This is a genomic window from Nonomuraea sp. NPDC003707, assembly GCF_053587055.1.
Genome location: NZ_JBSFNK010000002.1, coordinates 249999 through 271290, shown reverse-complemented (window position 1 = coordinate 271290; position 21292 = coordinate 249999). Strand labels below are relative to the sequence as shown.

Annotated in this window: 16 protein-coding genes; 6 read left to right on the top strand and 10 right to left on the bottom strand. The window is 70.5% G+C overall.

The genetic code is table 11. The features are described 5' to 3' along the window. Positions 1 to 33 precede the first annotated feature (33 nt). Complete coding sequence (locus ACWDRB_RS05250) at positions 34 to 804, top strand: helix-turn-helix domain-containing protein (RefSeq protein ID WP_449891921.1); 771 nt, start codon at positions 34 to 36, stop codon at positions 802 to 804. A gap of 4 nt (positions 805 to 808) precedes the next feature. On the opposite strand, the gene ACWDRB_RS05245 is transcribed toward ACWDRB_RS05250, so the two are convergent. Then, on the bottom strand, positions 809 to 1537 hold the full coding sequence (locus ACWDRB_RS05245; protein WP_449891920.1) for an SDR family oxidoreductase: 729 nt from the start codon (positions 1535 to 1537) through the stop codon (positions 809 to 811). A gap of 71 nt (positions 1538 to 1608) precedes the next feature. Between ACWDRB_RS05245 and ACWDRB_RS05240 the strand changes: the two genes are divergently transcribed. The 3 genes from ACWDRB_RS05240 to dapD are packed head-to-tail and all read left to right on the top strand — an operon-like array spanning position 1609 to position 3946. Continuing rightward, positions 1609 to 2613 (top strand): LysR family transcriptional regulator, encoded by a 1005-nt coding sequence (locus tag ACWDRB_RS05240; RefSeq protein WP_449891919.1) that lies wholly within the window; start codon positions 1609 to 1611, stop codon positions 2611 to 2613. Continuing rightward, positions 2537 to 2959, top strand: a complete 423-nt coding sequence (locus ACWDRB_RS05235; RefSeq protein WP_350726301.1) for a pyridoxamine 5'-phosphate oxidase family protein — start codon at positions 2537 to 2539, stop codon at positions 2957 to 2959. The genes ACWDRB_RS05240 and ACWDRB_RS05235 overlap by 77 nt, the downstream gene beginning before the upstream one ends. 24 nt (positions 2960 to 2983) lie before the next feature. Continuing rightward, positions 2984 to 3946, top strand: a complete 963-nt coding sequence (gene dapD / locus ACWDRB_RS05230) for a 2,3,4,5-tetrahydropyridine-2,6-dicarboxylate N-succinyltransferase (RefSeq protein WP_350726299.1) — start codon at positions 2984 to 2986, stop codon at positions 3944 to 3946. A gap of 326 nt (positions 3947 to 4272) precedes the next feature. Here dapD and pyk read toward each other — a convergent pair whose 3' ends face one another. From pyk to ACWDRB_RS05200, 6 genes are all read right to left on the bottom strand, one after another. After that, positions 4273 to 5703: a pyruvate kinase gene (pyk, locus tag ACWDRB_RS05225; RefSeq protein WP_355191838.1), complete on the bottom strand. Its 1431-nt coding sequence runs from the start codon at positions 5701 to 5703 to the stop codon at positions 4273 to 4275. Between the two features lie 35 nt (positions 5704 to 5738). Next, positions 5739 to 6089: a DUF2784 domain-containing protein gene (locus ACWDRB_RS05220; RefSeq protein ID WP_449891918.1), complete on the bottom strand. Its 351-nt coding sequence runs from the start codon at positions 6087 to 6089 to the stop codon at positions 5739 to 5741. Beyond that, on the bottom strand, positions 6086 to 7720 hold the full coding sequence (locus tag ACWDRB_RS05215; protein ID WP_449892303.1) for a S8 family peptidase: 1635 nt from the start codon (positions 7718 to 7720) through the stop codon (positions 6086 to 6088). Before ACWDRB_RS05215 ends, ACWDRB_RS05220 begins: the two co-directional genes overlap by 4 nt. Positions 7721 to 7892: 172 nt before the next feature. Further along, positions 7893 to 9407 (bottom strand): MDR family MFS transporter, encoded by a 1515-nt coding sequence (locus ACWDRB_RS05210; protein ID WP_449891917.1) that lies wholly within the window; start codon positions 9405 to 9407, stop codon positions 7893 to 7895. A gap of 85 nt (positions 9408 to 9492) precedes the next feature. After that, on the bottom strand, positions 9493 to 10074 hold the full coding sequence (locus tag ACWDRB_RS05205; RefSeq protein ID WP_449891916.1) for a TetR/AcrR family transcriptional regulator: 582 nt from the start codon (positions 10072 to 10074) through the stop codon (positions 9493 to 9495). Positions 10075 to 10185: 111 nt separating this feature from the next. After that, a complete protein-coding gene (locus ACWDRB_RS05200; protein ID WP_449891915.1) occupies positions 10186 to 11247 on the bottom strand; it encodes an aldo/keto reductase in 1062 nt (353 codons plus the stop codon). Positions 11248 to 11340: 93 nt separating this feature from the next. Between ACWDRB_RS05200 and ACWDRB_RS05195 the strand changes: the two genes are divergently transcribed. After that, positions 11341 to 12171, top strand: coding sequence for a helix-turn-helix domain-containing protein (locus tag ACWDRB_RS05195; protein ID WP_449891914.1), 831 nt, complete (start codon positions 11341 to 11343; stop codon positions 12169 to 12171). 40 nt (positions 12172 to 12211) lie between these two features. Here ACWDRB_RS05195 and ACWDRB_RS05190 read toward each other — a convergent pair whose 3' ends face one another. After that, positions 12212 to 13690: a glutamate synthase subunit beta gene (locus tag ACWDRB_RS05190; RefSeq protein WP_449891913.1), complete on the bottom strand. Its 1479-nt coding sequence runs from the start codon at positions 13688 to 13690 to the stop codon at positions 12212 to 12214. A gap of 16 nt (positions 13691 to 13706) precedes the next feature. Further along, on the bottom strand, positions 13707 to 18212 hold the full coding sequence (gene gltB / locus ACWDRB_RS05185) for a glutamate synthase large subunit (RefSeq protein WP_449891912.1): 4506 nt from the start codon (positions 18210 to 18212) through the stop codon (positions 13707 to 13709). A 943-nt stretch (positions 18213 to 19155) separates the two neighbouring features. Between gltB and ACWDRB_RS05180 the strand changes: the two genes are divergently transcribed. Beyond that, positions 19156 to 20700: a bis-aminopropyl spermidine synthase family protein gene (locus tag ACWDRB_RS05180; RefSeq protein WP_449891911.1), complete on the top strand. Its 1545-nt coding sequence runs from the start codon at positions 19156 to 19158 to the stop codon at positions 20698 to 20700. A gap of 289 nt (positions 20701 to 20989) precedes the next feature. On the opposite strand, the gene ACWDRB_RS05175 is transcribed toward ACWDRB_RS05180, so the two are convergent. Continuing rightward, positions 20990 to 21151, bottom strand: coding sequence for a hypothetical protein (locus ACWDRB_RS05175; RefSeq protein ID WP_449891910.1), 162 nt, complete (start codon positions 21149 to 21151; stop codon positions 20990 to 20992). Between the last annotated feature and the right edge of the window lie 141 nt (positions 21152 to 21292).

Sequence of the window (21292 nt, the reverse complement as noted above, 5' to 3'; positions counted from 1 at the left end):
GGTTTTGTCGTGCCTGGATGCAACACTCTCCGCATGTACGATCTCGCCATCCGTGACGAAGCGCTCCGTTTGCTCGCATCAGGGCTCAGCATTGGCGAGGCGAGCCGCCAGACTGGCCTCGCTCGGACCACCATCAGCCGGTGGCGCAATCGGCCTACCCTCGACTCCCCCATGACCGGCACGTGCCCCCGCTGCGCGTCGCAGCCCCATCCTCCCTCTCCTGCAGGCAGTTATGCCTACCTGCTGGGCCTCTATCTCGGCGACGGCTGCATCTGCTGGGTCGGCGACCGGGGCAAGCACGTGTGGGCCTTGCGGATCATGTGCGCGGACAGCTGGCCTGGCCTCGTCCAGGAATGTATCGAGGCGCTCCAAGCCGTCCGCCCGACCAACAAGGTGCGCGTGGTGCAGAGGCAAGGGTGCAGCGACGTGAACTCCTACTCCAAGCACTGGCCGCATCTGTTCCCGCAGCACGGCCCCGGCAAGAAGCACAACCGTGCGATCGTGCTCGACCCGTGGCAGCAGGAGATCGTCACGGCGCATCCCGGGCAGTTCGTGCGAGGCCTCATGCATTCAGACGGCTACCGAGGGATGAATCGCGTCCGCCGCGTCCTCCCCAGCGGCGTCCGCTGGTACGAGTATCCGCGTTACCTGTTCAAGAACGAGTCCCTCGACATTCTGGCACTCTGCGGTGACGCGCTGGATCTGCTCGGGGTCGCCTGGCGCTTCAACAAACGCAACGAGCTCTCGGTCGCCCGCAGGGAGGCGGTGGAGCTGCTTGACCTTCACGTCGGCCCGAAATACTGACCGGTCACCAGGGCATGACCCCGGCGTCGTCGTAGAAGCCGCCGGTCGGGCCGTCGGGGCCGAGGGTGGCCAGCCGGATGACGACGGCGGCCCCGTCCGCAGCCGTGCGGGTGGGTTTGTACGGCAGGTCCTTGGTGAGGTCGGTGGCGCAGGCGCCCGGGGCGGCGGCGTTGACGAGGATGCCTTCCTCGCGCAGTTCCTTGGCGTACTGGACGGTCAGGGAGTTGAGCGCGGTCTTGGACACGGGATAGGTGGCCGAGGGCGGCAGGGCGGACATGTAGTGGCCGGGGTCGGTGTGGTGGGCGAGGGAGCCGACGCCGCTGGAGACGTTCACGATGCGGGCCGCCGGTGAGCGTCTGAGCAGGGGGAGCATGGCGTTGGTGACCATGAGGACGCCGACGACGTTCGTCTCGAGCACCTCCTGGAGGGTTCGCGGGGACATCGCGCTGGGCGGGTCGCCCATGGGGCCCGCGATGCCGGCGTTGTTGACCAGCACGTCGAGGCGGGTCAGCGTGGCGGCGGCGGCGTCGATCGTGGCCGGGTCGGTGACGTCCAGCAGGACGGGGCGCACGTCGCCGCCCTCGGCGCGGAGCCGGGCGGCGGCCTCCTCCCCGCGCGCCCGGTCGCGGGAGCCGAGCAGCACCGTCATGCCCGTGCGCGCGAGTCCGGCGGCGACCTCGTATCCGATGCCCTTGTTCGCCCCGGTCACCAGGGCGGTGGTCTTGTCGGTCATGTCGGGAAGCACATCATCGCCAGCGGTTCGGGGGCCAACACCGGGTGGGTCATGGGCCATACCCTGAGGGTATGGAAACGCGCGAGCTGGCCTATTTCGCCGCCGTCGCGGAGGAGCTGCACTTCGGGCGGGCGGCCGAGCGGCTGGGCATGGCGCAGCCGCCGTTGTCGAGGGCGATCCAGAAGCTGGAGCGGCGGCTCGGGGTGACGTTGTTCGACCGGTCGGGACGGCGGATCTCGCTGACTCCGGCGGGCGAGGTGCTGGCCAGGGAAGCGGCCAAGGTCCTCGACGCGGTGGCCGCCGCGACCGTGCGCACGCAGCGGGCGGGGCGCGCCGTGCCCCGGCTGGTGGTGGCGATGAAGGCGGGCGGCGACGGCGGCCTGCTGCCGGAGATCCTCGCCGCCTATCGCGCCCATCCGGACGCCGTCGAGGTGGATCTGGTCCTGTGCGCGGTGACGGAGCGGGCGCGGATGCTGCGTGACGGCACGGCCGACGTGGCGTTCCTGCACAGCCCGTACGAGGATCTGACGGGTTTCGACAGCGAGCCGCTCCGGGAGGAGGGCAGCGTGGCGATCGTGCAGCCCGGGCACCGGCTGGCGGGGCGGCCTTTCGTGCGCCTGGCCGAGTTGGAGGAGGACCCGACTCCGTGCTGGCCGGGTCAGCGTCCGGAGCTGCACGATCCGTCCATGTTGATGCAACTGGTGGCGTTGGGGCGGTTGATCGCGGTGGTGCCGGAGTCGGTGCGGGATCATCTGCGGCGGGATCTGGTGTGTGTTCCGGTGCTCGGCGGCGCTCCGACGACGGTGGTGCTGGCCTGGCCGGAGGGGGTCCGGTCGCGGGCGCTGGCGGGGTTCGTGCACACGGCGACGACGGTCGCGGCCCGGAATCTGGCCGCCGCAGATGGGGATCACCTGGGCAAAACCGCGATCGAAGAGCTTTCGGGATCGCTCCCATCGGGAATATCGGTCTCAAGATCGATGAAGACGGGGGTGGGGCGGCATGCCGTTGAGCGTGGCGGCGAGGGAGGCGTTCCTGGCGGAGCCGCACATCGCGAGCCTGGCGGTGGAGACGGGTGACGGGCGCGCGCCGCTGATCGTGCCCGTCTGGTACGACTACGTCCCCGGCGGTGAGATCCGCTTCCTGACGGACGGCGGCTCGCGCAAGGCCAAGCTGATCGCGAAGGCGACCAGGTTCTCGATGCTGGTGCAGCGGGTCAGCCCGACCTACCGGTACGTGTCCGTCGAGGGGCCCGTCGTGCGCTCCGGGCCCACAACGCTGGAGGACCTGACACGCATCTCCTCCCGCTACCTGCCGCCCGACGCGGTGGAGGGATACGTGCAGGGCTCGGACCTGCACGTGCTCATGACGTTCCGGATGCGACCCGAGCATTGGCTCTCCGCCGACCTGGGCGCTCTCGGCTGACCCGGAAACGGTATTTTTGGGCCCGTGACTGCTATCGATCCCACCTCGACCGGCGCGTTCGGCGTCGGCCTCGCGACCATCGCCGCCGACGGCACCGTACTCGACACCTGGTTCCCCGCCCCCGAGCTGGGCGACGCGCCCGCGACGGGCACCGAGCGGCTCTCCGCCGGCGAGGCCGGTGAGCTGGCCGAGCTGACGGGTCCCGACGCGGCGCGGGGCGTGGAGGTGGTGGCGGTGCGCACCGGCATCGCCAAGCTCTCCGAGGCGCCCGTGGACGCCCACGACGTCTACCTGCGGCTGCACCTGCTGTCCGCGCGCCTGGTCAGGCCGCACGGGGTCAACCTCGACGGCGTCTTCGGCCTGCTCGCCAACGTCGCGTGGACCAATTTCGGTCCCTGCCCGGTGCCGGACTTCGAGCGGACGCGCCTGCGGCTGCGGGCGAGGGGCGCGGTGACGGTGTACGGGGTGGACAAGTTCCCGCGGATGGTGGACTACGTGCTGCCTTCCGGCGTGCGGATCGCCGACGCGGACCGGGTGCGCCTGGGCGCCCACCTGGCGAGCGGCACCACGGTCATGCACGAGGGCTTCGTCAACTTCAACGCCGGCACCCTGGGCGCCTCCATGGTCGAGGGCCGCATCTCGGCCGGCGTGGTCGTCGGCGACGGCTCCGACGTGGGCGGCGGCGCCTCGATCATGGGGACGCTGTCCGGCGGCGGCAAGCAGGTCATCTCGATCGGCGAGCGCTGCCTGCTCGGCGCCAACGCGGGCATCGGCATCTCGCTGGGGGACGACTGCGTGGTGGAGGCCGGGCTGTACGTGACGGCGGGCACGAAGGTCGCGCTCCCGGACGGCACGGTGGTGAAGGCCGCCGAGCTGTCGGGCTCGAACGGGGTCCTGCTGCGCCGCAACTCGCAGTCGGGCGCGGTGGAGGCGGTGCCGCGCACGGGCGGCGGCATCGAGCTGAACGCCGCCCTGCACGCCAACTGACCCCCTGACCGCCCCTACGGGCGGCGCCCGGCCACCGGCGCCGCCCGCGCTGGGGCCGCATGGTGGTGGGGCCGCATGGTGGTGGGGCCGTCCGTCAGGCGGGAGCAGGCGCCCCATGTCCTTGGCTCGCGGTCAAGCCGGAGCGCGCAGGCACCGTGAGCGCGCCGCACCTCGCCTGGCGCGCCGGTCAAGCGAAACCCATGGAGATGGCCCACGGCGCGCCGTTGCGGCGGCGCGCCGGTGAGGCGGGTAAGCGTCTCCCTGGAGGGCCCTCAGCCACGGTCGGCGGGTGGCGCCGACCGTGCGCAGCCGTGAAAACTGAAGGTTCAGTGCGTGTGGGAGACGGCCGAACCGACGGTGTGGACGCGCAGGGCGTTGGTGGAGCCCGGGGTGCCGGGAGGCGAGCCGGCCACGATGACCACCTTGTCCCCCTTCTCCAGCCGCCCGGACGACAGCAGCGAAGCCTCCACCTGCCGCACCATGTCATCGGTGTGGTGCACGAACGGCACGTGGAACGTCTCCACCCCCCACGTCAACGACAGCTGCCCCCGCACGTGCGGCGACGACGTGAAGGCCAGCAGCGGGATCGGCGAGCGGTAGCGGGCCAGGCGGCGCGCCGTCTCCCCCGACATCGTGAACGCCACCAGCGCCTTGGCCCCCACGATGGCCCCCACCTCGGCCGCCGCCCGCGCGATGGCGCCGCCGGTGGTCTCCGGCATGCGCTCCAGCGTGTGCGTGGCGTGCAGGGACGTCTCCTCGGCGGCGCAGGCGATGCGGTCCATCGTGGAGACGGACTCGATCGGGTAGTTGCCGACCGACGTCTCGCCCGACAGCATGACCGCGTCGGCGCCGTCCATGACCGCGTAGGCCACGTCGGAGGCCTCGGCCCGGGTGGGGCGCGGGGCGTTCATCATCGAGTCGAGCATCTGGGTGGCGACGATGACCGGGTGGGCCTTCTCGCGGCACAGCTCGATGATGCGCCGCTGCACGATCGGCACCTGCTCCAACGGCAGCTCGACGCCCAGGTCGCCGCGGGCGACCATGATGCCGTCGAAGGCCTCGACGATCTCGGGGAGGCGGTCGACGGCCTGCGGCTTCTCGATCTTGGCGAGCAGCGGCAGGCGTACGGCCTCCTGCTCCATGATGTTGCGCACCACGTCGGCGTCGGACGGGCGGCGGACGAAGGACAGGGCGATCATGTCGAAGCCGGTGCGCAGCGCCCAGCGCAGGTCGGCCTCGTCCTTGTCGGTCAGGGCGGGGGCGCTGACGTTGACGCCGGGCAGGTTGAGGCCCTTGTTGTCGGAGATCATGCCGCCGATGACGACACGGGTGGTGATGCGCTCACCGTCGACGCGGGTGGCCTCGAGCACGAGGCGGCCGTCGTCGACGAGGATCGTGTCACCGGGGCGCACGTCGTTCGGCAGCCCCTTGTAGGTGGTGGAGACCTGCTCGCGGTCGCCCGGGACGTCTTCGGTGGTGATGGTGAAGACGTCGCCGAAGCCCAGCCTGACGGGGCCCTCCTCGAACGTGCCAACGCGGATCTTGGGGCCCTGCAGGTCGGCGAGCATGCCTACGCCGCGGCCGAGGTCGGCCGCCACCTCCCTGACCCGGTCGTAGACCTCTCTGTGCATGTCATGAGTGCCATGGCTGAGGTTGAACCGTGCCACGTCCATGCCTGCGGCGATCAGCTCGCGGAGGCGTTCTTTGGAGGAGGTGGCGGGGCCTAGGGTGCAGACGATTTTCGCGCGACGAGTCACGAGTCCTACCTTAATTGGTACAGACCACTTGGCAGTCACTGACGACGGAGAACGTAGCCTACGTAAGAGAACAGAACGAGAACGGCGACCCCCAGACGTACCAAGTTCGTGTACTGCTCCGGGTAGATCACGCCCTCGATGTAGTTGTCGATGAATCCACCGCGGGGCAGCTCGGGCAGCCCCGCGTTCCGGCGTCCCCAGTCCTCGATCGCGGTGAGCGGGCACTCGACGCCGGTCACGAGCGAGAGCAGGCCCCAGCCGACCACGGCCAGGTGCGCCCAGATCGTACGCCGCCAGCGCCACGCGAGGAACCCGCCCACGGCCAGGTAGGCCAGGAACGCGAAGTGCACCATCATCGCGGCGTCCGCGATGATGCGATACATCATGGTTCGACGGTAGCCGCTTTCCATGCGTCCACGACACCGTGCCCGAAGAAGCCGTTGTCCGCCTGGTCTCCCTCGCAGACCTGCGTGACGTCCTGGCCGTAGGCTTTGTACACATATTGGCGGGGCGTGGGGCAGGCCTTGGGGATGGCGGTCTTGTACAGCAGGTCCTCGACGGTGGCCGGGGCCAGTTCGAGGCCGCCCTTGCCGGGTTTGCCGAAGCGGCTGATGAGGATGGCGGCGACTCCCGTGGCGTGCGGGGCGGCCATGGAGGTGCCGTCGAGGTACTGGTAGTAGGCGCAGGTGCCGCCCTTGCAGTCCTTGACGACGTCGACGCCCTTGGGCTCGCCCTTCGCGTCGATCCGCCCGGCGGCCCGCAGCACGTGCTCGGGCGCGGCGCCCAGGATCGAGCGGGTGGCCTTGGCGCCCGTGCCGTCCAGCGCGTCGCCGCCGGGCGCGGACACGTCGGCCTGCTCGACGCCGTAGTCGCTGTAGATCGCCTTGCGGCCGGAGGGGCCGAGCCCGGCGACGGAGATGACGCCGGAGGACTCGGCGGGCACGTTGACGCAGGAGTTGTCGACCTGGCGCTCCTTCTTCTCGCCCACCGGGTAGCCGGGGCTCTCCTTGTCGACCTTGGGGTGGCCGAGGTCGGTGGAGCCGTTGCCGAGGGCGGAGATGAGGGTGACGCCGCGCTGGCGGGCGTAGTCGAGTGCCCGCTGCATGCCGGTGATGATGGCCGCCTGTTCGAGCTGTTGCTTCCTGGAGTCGGCCTTGTTGTTCGTGCAGTTGAACAGCCAGGGGTCGACGTAGTAGCTCATGTTCACGACGTCCACGCCGATGTCGCCGGCGTAGGTGAGCGCGTCGAGGCTGGGCTTGAGGAAGAAGAAGCCGGAGTCCTGGCCGGCTCTGATGTTCACGATCTGCACGCCGGGGGCGACGCCGGCGATGCCGATGCCGTTGATCGGGGCGGCGATCGTGCTGGCGACGTGGGTGCCGTGGCCGTCGTCGTCCTCGTCCACGGGGTCCTTGCAGCTGCTGACCTCGCAGGGGCCGTCGAGCGTCTCGCCGTCCTCGTCCTTGGGCTTGTCGGTGACGAAGTTGCGGCTGAGCTCGCGGTTGAAGTTGGGGGCGATGTCGGGGTGCTTGCCGTCCACGCCGGTGTCGATGACGCCGACCAGCACCTGCCTGCTGCCGGGCACCTTGGCGTTGGCGCGGTCGGCGCCGATCATCCGCATGTCCCACTGGCGGCCGGCGAGCGGCTCTCCCGAGCCGCTCTTGGTGAACGACCGCGCGTCGGGGAAGGCCGCCGTCCGGCCCTTGGCTCCTCCGGTACGGCGGGTGGCGGCGCGGGCGGCGCCGGCTTCGGCGAAGCCGATGCTGCGGTCCGGGGAAACCCCGACGACGGATCCGTCGGCGCCCACGTTTTCGGCGAACCTGCCGCCGCCGCCCGTGGCCGTCAGGTAGCCGAGTTTGGCGTCGTTCGCGAGCGTGGTGCCGCCGGCGCTTTCGACGGCCTGCTGCGCCTGTTGTTGCCCGCCTTGGGTGTAGAAGACGAGGTATTCGGGGCCTCGGGGGGTGGCGGCGCGGGGCGGGACCTGCGATGCGCCGGGCGAGCAGGCGGCCATCGCGACCACGGTGGCCAACGCTGTCAAGCCAGACGCGACCCGCCGCATTGTTCCCCCATCCACCCAGTGCCCCAGATTCTGCATCTTCCCGACGCTTACCAGGTGATGCAACTAATTGACGAAATTTCAGCCTAAAGGTAGCTAAGCGGACCCCGGGTACGGGATCCGCTCAGCCCTGGGCTCAGGCCCGTACGCCGGGCTCCGGGGCGGGTTCCTGCGCGACCGGCTCGGACGGGGCCTGGTCGGCCAGGCGTACGTTCCTCAGGAACGCCAGCAGCAACGCGGCGGCCAGCAGGATCGGCCCCACCCACGCGAACACCCCGCTGATGGCGTCGGAGAAGGCGAGCTGCGTGGCGTGCCGCGCGGCCTCGGGCAGCGCCTGGATGGCCTCGGGCGTGAGCGAGGCCTGTCCCAGCGCGAGCCTGCCGCTGAAGACGCCGCCCAGCACCGCCACGCCCACCGCGCCGCCGACGCCCCGGGCGAACGTGACGGCCGAGGTCGCCGCGCCCCGGTCCGCCGCCGCGGTGGTGGTCTGCACGACCAGCAGCACGTTCTGCATGACCATGCCGAGCCCGGCCCCGAAGAGCGCCATGTACGCGCCGGAGACGAACCCGCTGGTCCCGAGGTCCATGGTGGAGAACAGGAGCCCGGCGACCCCGGCGAGCGCCGTCCCCGTGACCATGAACCACTTGAACCGGCCGAACCGGTGCACGAGCTGCCCCGTCAGCGTCGACGAGACGACCATCCCGGCCATCATCGGGAGCAGCAGCAGCCCCGAGTCCGCCGCGCTCGCCCCAGTGGCCAGCTGCAGGAACACGGGCAGGAACGTGGCCGCGCCGAGCATCGCGGTGGCCATGAGCACGACGGACGCCACCGGGATCGTGAACGTCCGGTCGCGGAACAGCCGCAGCGGCAGCACCGGCTCGGCCGCCGTCCGCTCCACCAGCACGAACAGCACGGCCAGCAGCACCGCGCCGCCGCCGAGCCCGATGACGACCGGCGAGGACCAGGCGTAGAGGGTGCCGCCCCAGGAGGCGAACAGCGTCAGGCAGGTCAGCAGCCCGGAGATGAGCACGGCGCCGAGCCAGTCGATGCGGTGCGGGGAGACGCGCTTGGGCAGCTTCAGCACGGCGAACGCCACGGCCAGCGCCACCACACCGAGCGGCAGGTTGATATAGAAGATCCAGCGCCAGGAGACGTGCTGGGTGAGGTAGCCGCCGAGGATCGGCCCCGCGATCGAGGCCAGCGTGAAGACCGCGCCGAAGATGCCCTGGTACCTGGCCCGTTCGCGGGGCGTGACCAGGTCGCCGACGATGGTCATGGTCAGCACCATGAGACCGCCCGCCCCGATGCCCTGGAAGGCCCGGAAGGCGATGAGCTGGCCCATCGACTGCGCGAGCCCGCACAGGGCCGAGCCGAGGACGAACAGGACGATGGCCGACAGGTAGAGGTTCTTGCGGCCGTACATGTCGCTGAGCTTGCCGTAGAGGGGCGTGGCGATGCCGGAGGTCAGCGCGAACGCGGTGACCAGCCACGACAGGCTCTCCAGGCCGTTCAGCTCGCCCACGATGGTCGGCATGGCGGTCGCCACGACGGTCTGGTCGACGGCGGCCAGGAACATGGTGAGCATGAGTGAGCCCATGCTCACCCAGAGTGAGCGCCGAGGTGCGGCCTCGGGCGTGGTTGTGGATAGCATTGGTCGTCTCCTTGCTTCTTTCGCGAGGGCAGGAGTGATCCGCGGCGATCGGGGGTGCCACCCCGGTCGCCGCTTTCCTATGGGGTCAGAGTCCGTTCTCCAGCAGCGTGAACGCCTCTTCGAGCAGGTCCTCCACCGAGCCGCCGTCGGCCGTCGCCTCCTGGATCGCCGAGATGGCGGCGCCGAACGACGCGACGATGAGCAGCCTGGCGTGGATGGGGCCGGTGACGCCCGGACGGCTCCTGACGGCGTCGAAGATCGTGTCCATGATCTTCGTCTCGTCCGCGACCCTGGACTTGGCGGCCAGTTCGGGGTGGCGCTTGCGCAGCTCCATGAACGGCTGCATGTCCGTCCAGATCCGCTGGCTCCGGACGGCGAAGGTCCGCATCACCGTTTTCAGCGACTGGAAGGCGGGCTCGTCGGCGGGCCTTTCCGCGAGCATGCCGACGAGCTCCTCGGGGTGCCAGAGCGGCTCCATGACGAGCGCCTCCTCCTTGGAGGCGAAGTAGTTGAAGAAGGTGCGCGGCGAGATGTCGGCCGCCGCGCTGATCGCCTCCACGGTCGCGGCCTCGATCCCCTCGTCGAGCGCGATCTTCACCGCGGCGACCCTGATGGCCTGCCGCTTCTCGGCCCGCCGACGGTCTCGACGCTGCTGCGGACTCTCCATGTCTTGCACTGTACGCAACTCTTGCACACTCTGCAAGACTTGCAGAGTATGCAATTCCCTGGACATGCCGAAGGCGCCCGCCGTACGGGCGGGCGCCTCGGGACACGGGGGTCAGCGGGTGAGGTCGAGCTTGACGCCGCCCAGCATGACCTGGCGCGGCATCGGCCGGGCCAGGAACTCGTGCGGGAACCCGAGATCCACCCGGCCGGCCTCCTCCAGCGCGGCCAGCTGGCCGTCGCCGAAGCGCACGTCCAGCGCTCCCAGGTTGTCCTCCAGCTGCGCCGTCGTGCGCGCTCCCACGATGGGCGCCGTGACGCCGGGGTTGAGCGTCGTCCAGGCCAGCGCGACCTGCGACGGCTTGACCCCGAGCTCGCCGGCAACCTGCTTGACCACGTCGGCGATGTCCAGGGCGCGCTCGGTCAGCGACCCGTTGGCCGCTGCCACGTTCTTGCGCGTGCCGGACGGGTCGGCGGAGACCTCCTGGGCGAGGTCGTCCCGGCCGTACTTGCCGGTCAGCACCCCGCCGGCCAGCGGCGACCACGGGACGACGCCGAGCCCCATCTCCCGCGCCATCGGGATGAGGTCCCGCTCGACGGTCCGCTCGACCAGGCTGTACTCGATCTGGAGGGCGATCAGCGGCGCCCACCCGCGCAGGTCGGCGATGGCCTGCATGCGCGACACCTGCCAGGCGGGCGCGTCGGAGATGCCCACGTAGAGCACCTTGCCCGCCCTGACCAGGTCGTCCATGGCCCGCAGGATCTCCTCCACCGGGGTGGTGAAGTCCCAGGCGTGCAGGTAGAGCAGGTCGATGAAGTCGGTGTTCAACCGGCGCAGGCTCGCCTCGACCGACTGCACCATGCTCTTGCGGTGGTTGCCGCCGGAGTTCGGGTCGCCGGGCCGCCTGGCCATGGTGTACTTCGTGGCCAGCACCAGCTCCTCGCGCCGCCCCGACGCGAACTCGCCGACCAGCGTCTCCGCGGTGCCCTCCGTGTACTGGCTGGCGGTGTCGATGAAGTTGCCGCCCCGGTCCACGTACGTGTCGAAGATCCGCCGCGACTCGTCCTTGTCCGAGCCCCAGCCCCAGTCCGTGCCGAACGTCATGGTCCCCAGCGCGAGCGGCGAGACGCGCAGTCCCGAGCGGCCGAGCAGGCGGTAGGTGTCAAGAGTCGTCATGCCATCCAGGCTGCTCGGGCCCGGATCCGGAGGGAAGGGAAGGCCCTTCCTGGGACGGGCCTTCCCAGGCAGGCGGGTCGTAGGATCCAAGGGATGAACACCGTGGACCAGACCCGCGAGCTCGCCGCCTTCCTGCGCACCCGCCGCGAGCGCCTGGATCCGGGCGACGTCGCCCTACCCGCCCGTCGCGCCCCGCGGCGCACGCCGGGCCTGCGCAGGGAGGAGGTCGCCGAGCTCGCGGGCGTCAGCGTCGACTACGTGATCCGCCTGGAGCAGGGCCGCGGGCTGCGTCCGTCGGCCGAGGTGCTGGAGGCGCTGGCAGACGCGCTGCGGCTGAGCGAGGACGAGCGGGCCTACCTGTTCGAGCTGGCCCGCCAGCGCCCCAACCGGCAGGCGCCCACGGCGGAGGAGGCGGGCCCGCTGGCGCGGCTGGTGCTCGACCTGTCGCCGCTGCCCGCCATGCTGCTCAACCACCGCTTCGACATCCTCGCGTGGAACCCGGAGATGGCGGGGCTGATGCTGGACTTCGGCACGCTGCCGCCGGCGCGGCGCAACAGCCTGTGGCTGTGCATGCTCCACCCGGGCCTGCGCGACTTCTTCCGCGACAGGGAGCGCACGCTGCGCGAGGGCATCGCCGACCTGCGGGCCTCGTGGGCGGCCCATCCCGATGACAAGGCGCTGACGGAGCTGGTCGACGAGCTCACCGCCGGCAGCGAGGAGGTCGCCCGCCTGTGGGCGCTGCGCGACGTCCGGGTCAACGGCCGGGGCCAGAAGCGGCTGCGGCACGCCGTCAAGGGCCCGCTGACCGTCGACTACGAGGTGCTGGCCCCGATCCAGGCCCCCGGCCAGCGGCTGGTCATCTACCGCGCCGCCGACGCCGGCTCGCAGCGCGTCCTCGACGCCATCGCCCGCGAATGCGCGTGAAAAAGCCGGGACCGCGCTGAGCGATCCCGGCCTCTTTGAGTTACACCAGCGGCCGCGCGGTCGGCAGGATCGGGTACGGCAGCGCCGTCTCCCCGGTCAGATACCGGTCCACGCCCGAGGCGGCGGCCCGCCCCTCGGCGATGGCCCACACGATGAGCGACTGCCCGCGGCCCATGTCGCCGGCCACGAAGACGCCGTCCACCTTGGACATGTACGTCTTGTCACGCGAGACGTTGCCCCGCGCGTCGTAGAAGCCGTCACCGCCGACCTCGGCCAGGTCCTGCAGCAGCGAGCCCTTCTCCGGGCCGAGGAAGCCCATCGACAGCGTCACCAGCTCGGCCGGGATCTCGCGCTCGGTGCCCGGGACCGGCTTGAACCCGCCCTGCGGCCCCTCGACCTCGACCAGCCGCAGCGCCCGCACGTTGCCGTCGGCGTCACCGACGAACTCGGTCGTGGAGACCGCGTAGACCCGCTCTCCCCCGCCGTCGGCCAGCTCCTCGTGGGCGCTCTCCATCTTGAACAGGATCGGGAACGTCGGCCACGGCTGGCTGCCGGGCCTGTTCGCCGGCGGCTGCGGCATGATCTCGAGCTGGGTGACGGACGCGGCGCCCTGCCGGATCGCCGTGCCGATGCAGTCGGCGCCGGTGTCACCGCCGCCGATCACCACGACGTGCTTGCCCTCGGCCGAGACGGGCGCGGTCTCGAAGTCGCCCTCCTGGACCTTGTTGGACAGCGGCAGGTACTCCATCGCCTGGTAGACGCCCTTGAGCTCGCGCCCGGTCACCGACAGGTCGCGCCACTGGGTGGCCCCGCCCGACAGCACCACGGCGTCGAACTGCTCGCGCAGCTCGGCGGCGGTGATGTCGACGCCGACGTTCACGCCGGTGCGGAACTCGGTGCCCTCGGCCCGCATCTGCTCCAGGCGGCGCTCGATGTGCCGCTTCTCCATCTTGAACTCGGGGATGCCGTACCGCAGCAGGCCGCCGATCCGGTCGGCCCGCTCGAACACGACCACGTCATGCCCGGCCCTGGTGAGCTGCTGCGCGGCGGCCAGGCCCGCAGGGCCCGAGCCGACGACCGCCACCCGCTTGCCGGTCTTGACGGCCGGGGGCTGCGGGGTCACCCAGCCCTCGGCGAACGCCCGGTCGATGATCTCGACCTCGACCCGCTTGATCGCCACGGGGTCGGAGTTGATGCCGAGCACGCACGCCGCCTCGCACGGGGCCGGGCAGAGCCGGCCCGTGAACTCGGGGAAGTTGTTCGTGGCGTGCAGCCGCTCGATCGCCTCGCGCCAGTCGGTGCGGTAGACGAGGTCGTTCCACTCGGGGATGAGGTTCCCGAGCGGGCAGCCGTTGTGGCAGAACGGGATGCCGCAGTCCATGCAGCGGGCCGCCTGCTTGGTCAGCTTCTCCTGCGAGAAGTCCTGGTAGACCTCGCGCCAGTCGCTGATGCGGACGTCCACGGGGCGGCGCGCCGGCAGCTCCCGGTCGTGCGTGAGAAAACCCTTCGGGTCAGCCATTCGGTTACGCCTCCCTTTAGCTTTGAACCGCGGCCGCCATGACGGCCTCGTCGATGTCCCTGCCTTCGATGCGGGCGGCCTCGGCGGCGGCCAGCACCCGCTTGTAGTCGGTCGGCATGATCTTGCCGAACCGGCCCAGCGCCGCGTTCCAGTCGGCCAGCAGCTCCTTGGCGACCGGCGAGCCGGTCTCCGCGAAGTGCTTCTCGACGGTCTCCTTGAGGAACTCGCCGTCCTCCTCGGTGAGCGTCTCGATGGCGACCATCTCGCGGTTGACCCGCTCCGACCTGAGGTCGAGCAGGTAGGCGATGCCCCCCGACATGCCGGCCGCGAAGTTGCGCCCGGTCGGGCCGAGGACGACGGCCCGGCCGCCGGTCATGTACTCGCAGCCGTGGTCGCCCACGCCCTCGACGACCGCCGTGGCGCCGGAGTTACGCACGCAGAACCGCTCGCCCACGACGCCGCGGATGAACACCTCGCCGGACGTGGCGCCGTACAGGGCGACGTTGCCGGAGATGATGTGGCCGTCGAGCGGGGCCTCCTCGTGCGGCCGGACGGTGATCCGCCCGCCGGACAGGCCCTTGCCGAGGTAGTCGTTGGCGTCGCCGGTCAGCCTCAGCGTGACCCCGCGCGGCACGAACGCGCCGAGCGAGTTGCCCGCCGAGCCGGTGAACGAGATGTCGATCGTGTTGTCGGGCAGGCCCTGGCCGCCGTACCGCTTGGTCACCTGGTAGCCGAGCATGGTGCCGACCGTGCGGTTGACGTTGCGGATGGGCAGCTCCAGCGTGACCGGGGTGCCCTCGTTGAGCGCGCCCTCGGCGAGCTGGATCAGCGTGTTGTCCAGCGCGTGCTGCAGACCGTGGTCCTGCTCGACGACCCTGCGCAACACGGTGCCCGTGGGCAGCTCGGGCCGGTGCAGGATCGGCGCCAGGTCGAGGCCGCTGGCCTTCCAGTGGTCCTCGGCCGCCGACATGTCGAGCATCTCGACGTGCCCGATCGCCTCGTCGAGCGTGCGGAAGCCCAGCTCGGCCAGGTATTCGCGGATCTCCTCGGCGATGAACTCGAAGAAGTTGACCACGAACTCCGGCTTGCCGCTGAAGCGCTTGCGCAGCTCCGGGTTCTGCGTGGCGACACCCACGGGGCAGGTGTCGAGGTGGCAGACCCGCATCATGACGCAGCCGCTGACGACGAGGGGCGCGGTGGCGAAGCCGTACTCCTCGGCGCCGAGGAGCGCGGCGATGACGACGTCGCGGCCGGTCTTGAGCTGGCCGTCGACCTGGACGACGATGCGGTCGCGCAGGTCGTTCAGCAGGAGCGTCTGCTGGGTCTCGGCCAGGCCGAGCTCCCACGGCGCGCCCGCGTGCTTGAGCGACGTGAGCGGCGAGGCGCCGGTGCCGCCGTCGTGCCCGGAGATGAGCACCACGTCGGCGTGCGCCTTCGACACACCCGCGGCGACCGTGCCGACGCCGACCTCGGCGACCAGCTTCACGTGGACCCTGGCCTCCGGGTTGGAGTTCTTCAGGTCGTGGATGAGCTGGGCCAGGTCCTCGATCGAGTAGATGTCGTGGTGCGGCGGCGGCGAGATGAGGCCGACGCCCGGCGTGGAGTGCCTGGTCTTGGCGATCCACGGGTAGACCTTGTGGCCGGGCAGCTGGCCGCCCTCGCCGGGCTTGGCGCCCTGGGCCATCTTGATCTGCAGGTCGGCCGCGTTCACCAGGTATTCGCTGGTGACGCCGAACCGGCCGGAGGCGACCTGCTTGATCGCGGACCTGCGGGTGGCGTCGTAGAGCCGCTCGGGGTCCTCGCCGCCCTCGCCGGTGTTGGACTTGCCGCCGAGCCGGTTCATCGCGATGGCGAGCGTCTCGTGCGCCTCCATGGAGATGGAGCCGTACGACATCGCGCCCGTCGAGAACCGCTTGACGATCTCCGAGGCCGGCTCGACCTCCTCGATCGGGATCGGGGCGCCCTTGCGCAGCTTGAACAGGCCGCGCAGGGTCATCAGCCGCTCCGCCTGGGAGTCCACGAGGTTCGTGTACTCCTTGAAGATCTCGTAGCGGCGGGTCCTGGTGGCGTGCTGCAGCTTGAAGACGGTCTCGGGGTTGAACAGGTGCGGCTCGCCCTCGCGCCGCCACTGGTACTCGCCGCCGACCTGGAGCCTGCGGTGGGCGTTCTCCGCGCGCGGGTAGGCGTGGCGGTGCCGCTGCGCGACCTCCTCGGCCAGCACGTCGAAGCCGACGCCGCCCAGGCGGGAGGTGGTGCCGGTGAAGCAGGAGTCGATGACCTGCTGGCTCAGGCCGAGCGCCTCGAAGATCTGCGCGCCGGTGTAGGAGGCCACCGTGGACACGCCCATCTTGGACATGACCTTGATGACGCCCTTGCCGTACGCCTTGATCAGGTTGCGCACGGCCTTGCGCTTGTCCATCTGGAGGGCGCCGGTGTCGACCAGGTCCTCGATGGTCTCGATCGCGAGGTACGGGTTGATCGCGCCGGCGCCGTACCCGATGAGCAGCGCCATGTGGTGGCACTCTCGGGCCTCGGCGGTCTCGACCACGAGCCCGATCTTGGTGCGGGTCTTCTCCTGGATCAGGTGGTGGTGCACCGCGCCGGTCAGCAGCAGCGCCGGGATCGGCGCCAGCGTCTCCGACGAGCCGCGGTCGGACAGCACGATGATCCGCGCGCCGCCCGCGATCGCCTGGGACGCCTCGGCCCTGATCTCCTCCAGGCGGCTCAGCAGCGCCTCGCCGCCGCCGGCGACCTCGTACAGGCCGCTGATGACATACGGGTGGAAGCCCGGCAGGTCGTGCTCGTCGTTGATGTGGATGATCTTGGCGAGCTCGTCGTTGTCGATCACCGGGTATGGCAGCACGAGCTGGCGGCACGACGACGGACCCGGGTCGAGCAGGTTGCCCTCGGGACCGATGGTGCTGGCCAGCGACGTGACCAGCTCTTCACGGATGGCGTCCAGCGGCGGGTTCGTGACCTGCGCGAACAGCTGCGTGAAGTAGTCGAACAGGAGCCGCGGCTTCTCGCTCAGCACGGCCACGGGCGTGTCGGTGCCCATGGAGCCGATCGGCTCCTGGCCCGCCTTGGCCATCGGCGACAGGATGATGCGCAGCTCTTCCTCGGTGTAGCCGAAGGTCTGCTGCCGCTTGACGAGCGCCTCGTGCGTGGGGATCTCCCGCTGCCGCGCGGGCAGCTCCTCGAAGCGGACGAGCCCCGCGTGCAGCCAGTCCTCGTACGGGAGCTCGGCGGCCAGCTCGGCCTTGATCTCGTCGTCCTCGATGATCTTGCCGCGGGCGGTGTCGATGAGGAACATGCGGCCCGGCTGCAGGCGGCCCTTCCTGACCACGTCCTCGGGCTTGAAGTCCAGCACGCCGGCCTCGGAGGCCAGCACGACCAGGCCGTCGGCGGTCACCCAGAAGCGTCCGGGGCGCAGGCCGTTGCGGTCGAGCACGGCGCCGGCCAGCGTGCCGTCGGTGAACGTGATCGACGCGGGGCCGTCCCAGGCCTCCATCATCGAGGAGTGGAACTCGTAGAAGGCCCGGCGCGCGGGATCCATCTCGGTGTGGTTCTCCCACGCCTCCGGGATCATCATCAGCACGGCGTGGGGCAGGCTCCGGCCGCCGATGTGCAGGAGCTCCAGGGCCTCGTCGAAGCTGGCGGTGTCGCTGCCATCTGGGTCGCAGATGGGGAAAAGTCGTGAAATATCGCCCGGGATGTGGGCGGACTCCAGCATCGCCTCGCGGGCCCGCATCCAGTTGCGGTTGCCCTTGACCGTGTTGATCTCGCCGTTGTGGGCGATGTAGCGGTACGGGTGGGCGAGCGGCCAGCTCGGGAACGTGTTGGTGGAGAAGCGCGAGTGCACCAGCGCGATCGCCGTCTCGTAACGCTCGTCGCTCAGGTCGGGGAAGAAGGGCTCGACCTGGTCGGGCGTGAGCATGCCCTTGTAGACGATCGTCCTGGCGGACAACGAGGGGAAGTAGACGTCCGCCTCGTGCTCGGCCCTCTTGCGCAGGCAGAACGCCAGCCGGTCGAGCTCCAGCCCCTCCCGGCCCTCAGGGTCGGTCACGAACAGCTGGGCGAAGTGCGGCATGACGGCCCTGGCGCTGGGCCCGGGCAGCTCGCGGTCGACCGGCAGCTCGCGCCAGCCGAGCACGGTGAGGCCCTCCTCGGCCGCGATCTCCTCGATCAGGCCGGTGGCGATGCCTCTGGCCTGCTCGGCGAACGGCAGGAAGGCGATGCCGGTCGCGTACGCGCCGGCCGGGGGAAGCGCGAACGGCACGCTCGCGCGGTAGAACCCATCGGGAATCTGCGTCAGGATCCCGGCTCCGTCGCCGGTGTCCGGCTCGCTACCCTTGGCCCCCCGATGATCAAGATTGCACAGAGCCGTCAACGCCTTGACCACGATCCCGTGCCCACGGCGTCCAGCGACGTCGGCAACCATGGCGACACCGCAGGCATCATGCTCGTTGGCGGGGTGGTACAGGCCCTGGGGCTCGGGGAACCCGAGGTGGGCAGCAGGCATTTAATCCCTCCCGTCGTCATCGTCTGTCTCTAACTGCGCTACAGGCGGGGACGACGTTGGCCCTGCTGCATATCGTGGGTAGAGGTTACCGCACGCTGCCGGAATGGTGCCCGGCACGTCCGCATTGCGAACATTGGGGCCTATCCCAGCATCCGAACTCCCTATCCCAAACCCCGGACGTAGGCAAAGAAATTCCCGCTACACGTCCACGATTTACGGCATGGGGAGCGATTCGTCCCCACTCCACCCCCCGCCCAAACCCCAACCCGACCAATCCGCCCGCACACCACCCCGCCCACCTCCAGATTTCACCCCCGCGCCGCCCCGATCACCCGCCCACCTCACCCACCCGCCACCACGACCACTCCACCACCCCACCCAAGCCCTGCCACACTCCCCCCACTGCTCACCCGACACACGGACGGGTGGCCGGGCCGGGGACACCGACGCCTCGCACGGACGCGCGCTCGGGCTGTCCACCCTCGCACCTCGATAGGGTTGCCCTCGTGACTCCTCCGCTCCTCGAAGGGAGCGGCTTCTCGCCAAGCCGCCTGCGCAGCGTCGCGAAGCTCGATCGACGCGCCGACATCGACATCGCCGTCGATATCGACGTGCGCACAGTGGGAGCGACGAGAACACACATGGGAGATACCGGCAGCCCCGTGCACAAGCACCGTCACCATCACCCCCCGACCCACGTCCAGGATCGATCCGCTCAATCTCGATCCAGACGTGCCGACGACGTCACACCCGGTCCGATCGATCACGCCGTACGCCTGCTCACCGGTGGGGCACAGCAGGAACGCGGACGATCCGTGCACCACCACCTCCCACCCTCAGTAACGAGACCATCACGCTATCGGCATGCGCCGACAAAATCTGGAGGGAGGGAGCGCGGACTCCTCCGCCGGCCGAGGCAGGCAGCGGAGTCCGCGCGGATCTGATGGAGCGTGACGGGGTGGAGCGCCTGCTCGCGGAGGCAGGGCCGGACAGCAGGCGGTTGCGGCACGCCCTGACCCTCCTGTGCGACGCCCAATGGTGGACGCTGGCCGACCTGGTCAGGGAGACCGCCACCTCCAGGCGTACCGTCGAGGCCCTCCTGCGCGAGCTCCCCCTGGAGCGGAAGGGCGACGCGTTCCGGATCCCGCTGACCCACACCAACGACTACCAGGACCTCCTCGCGCTGGCCCCGCCGCCGGAGGATCCGGTGGCCCACCTGCTCCCCCACTACGCTTCCGAGCTCGCCCGCCTCAAAGACCTCGTGGCCCGGGCTCCGCGCGCCCGCCACGTGCTCGACCATGTCTCGGCCACCCCCGAAACGATCCTGAGGCGGGCGCTGCTGCTCGGCGCCCGCTTCTGGCTCCCCGGCACGCGCCTGCTGTGCGTCGGCGACCACGACCTGACCTCGCTGGCTGTCAAGCTGATCCATCCGGAGACCGACGTCACGGTGGTCGACATCGACGAGCGCATCCTGGCGTACATCGACGCCCAGCGCCTGGGGGTCCGCACCCGCTGGGCCGACCTGCGCCTCGGCCTGCCCGCGTCCGCCCGGGACCACGACCTCGCGCTCACCGACCCGCCGTACACGCCGGAGGGCACGGGCCTGTTCGTGGCGCGCGCCGCTGAGGCGCTGACGGACAACGGCCGCATCCTGCTCGCGTACGGCGCCAGCGAACGTACCCCGATGCTGGCCTTCAAGGTCCAGCAGGCCCTGGCGGACCTCAACCTCGCCTACGAAGCCATCTATCCCGACTTCAACCGATATTTCGGGGCAGAAGCCATCGGCTCGGCCGCCGACATGTACATCCTCCGCCCCACCACCAAGACGCGCCCGGCCGTGACGTCCCGCCTGAGCCGCCAAACCACCACTATCTACACCCAAGGCCCACAATCGGTCGAAAGCGCCCATAACGCCCTCTCAGCCCCGCAGGAGGCCATCCAGGGCTTCGACCCCGACCTGCTGGTGGGCGAGTGGCCCAAGGATCTCACCGAGCCCCGGGTCCGGCTCTCGACCTGGCTCTCCAAGCCGTACGCCGCCACCCTGGACCGCGTGGCCGTGACCCTGCCCCCGGGCCTGGAGGCCGCCCTCCCCCGCATCCTCCTGGCGACCCGCGCCTCCCACGTACGCGTCGTGGGCGCCGACCTCCCGCCGCTGCCTGACGTGCTGTCCACCGTCTACAAGCTGAGCGCCGGCGGCGACGTCCTGGACGCCGTACGCCTGCCACAACCGCCCGGCGACGCGGCCTCGGTACTGCGCAGGATCCTGGACAACGGGCACGCCAAGCTGGCCAACACATGGCGCGAGGCCCTCATCGCGGTGGCCCGTACCCAAGGCTCGACCCTGACCAAAAACGAGGCCCGCACTCTCATCGCCGAAGCCGCCCCCTGGTCGGAAGCCCTAACCCCCCTGGACGCCCCCCTCCACCGCCTGTCCGCCCTCCCCGAAGCAGTCACCACAACCATCTCCGCCCTGACCACAACCACCTGAACCCACCCCGAAAACCCCGCCCTCCGAGGGGTCCGGACGTCCAGTCACTGCCAAAGCCAGGCCGATGCGCCACGGCCAAGTCCAGCCGAGGCCGGGTCCAGTTAGGCGGAGTCCAGCCAGGCGGAGTCCAGTGGAGGTCGAGGCCAGCAGCAGGCCGATGCCACAAGTCGCCCTGATCGCCGCCGCAGTCGCGGGTCCCGGTCACCATCGCGGGTGGCCGTCGCCGCTCCGGTCACCATCCCGGGACGCGGGTTGCGGTCGCTGTCCCAGTCACCGTGGCGGGTCACCGTCACGGTCGCCTGTAGCGATCGCCGTCCTGATCATCGTGGCGGTCCCCATCGCAGTCGCTGGTCCTGGCCACCGTCGCGGGCTGCCGCCGTGTCGCCGGCCCGGCCACCGTCGCGGTCCTGGTCATCGTCGCGGTCCTGGTCATCGTCGCGGTCCTGGTCATCGTCGCGGTCCTGGTCATCGTCGCGCTCGCGGATCGCCGACGCAGTCCCGGCCCCGGTCGCCGTTGCGAGTCATGGGCCCGGCCACGGTCGCGGTCTCGGGTCCCGGCCACCATCGCAGTCGCGAGACCTGGTCACCGTCG

Bases quoted from the DNA above. Each gene is read 5' to 3' on its own strand.
- ACWDRB_RS05200 (WP_449891915.1), bottom strand. From the start codon at position 11,247: ATGACGACTCTTGACACCTACCGCCTGCTCGGCCGCTCGGGACTGCGC.
- ACWDRB_RS05190 (WP_449891913.1), bottom strand. From the start codon at position 13,690: ATGGCTGACCCGAAGGGTTTTCTCACGCACGACCGGGAGCTGCCGGCG.
- ACWDRB_RS05240 (WP_449891919.1), top strand. From the start codon at position 1,609: ATGGAAACGCGCGAGCTGGCCTATTTCGCCGCCGTCGCGGAGGAGCTG.
- gltB (WP_449891912.1), bottom strand. From the start codon at position 18,212: ATGCCTGCTGCCCACCTCGGGTTCCCCGAGCCCCAGGGCCTGTACCAC.
- ACWDRB_RS05220 (WP_449891918.1), bottom strand. From the start codon at position 6,089: ATGATGTATCGCATCATCGCGGACGCCGCGATGATGGTGCACTTCGCG.
- ACWDRB_RS05250 (WP_449891921.1), top strand. From the start codon at position 34: ATGTACGATCTCGCCATCCGTGACGAAGCGCTCCGTTTGCTCGCATCA.
- ACWDRB_RS05210 (WP_449891917.1), bottom strand. From the start codon at position 9,407: ATGCTATCCACAACCACGCCCGAGGCCGCACCTCGGCGCTCACTCTGG.
- ACWDRB_RS05180 (WP_449891911.1), top strand. From the start codon at position 19,156: ATGGAGCGTGACGGGGTGGAGCGCCTGCTCGCGGAGGCAGGGCCGGAC.
- ACWDRB_RS05245 (WP_449891920.1), bottom strand. From the start codon at position 1,537: ATGACCGACAAGACCACCGCCCTGGTGACCGGGGCGAACAAGGGCATC.
- ACWDRB_RS05235 (WP_350726301.1), top strand. From the start codon at position 2,537: ATGCCGTTGAGCGTGGCGGCGAGGGAGGCGTTCCTGGCGGAGCCGCAC.
- ACWDRB_RS05175 (WP_449891910.1), bottom strand. From the start codon at position 21,151: ATGACCAGGACCGCGACGATGACCAGGACCGCGACGATGACCAGGACC.
- ACWDRB_RS05205 (WP_449891916.1), bottom strand. From the start codon at position 10,074: ATGGAGAGTCCGCAGCAGCGTCGAGACCGTCGGCGGGCCGAGAAGCGG.
- ACWDRB_RS05195 (WP_449891914.1), top strand. From the start codon at position 11,341: ATGAACACCGTGGACCAGACCCGCGAGCTCGCCGCCTTCCTGCGCACC.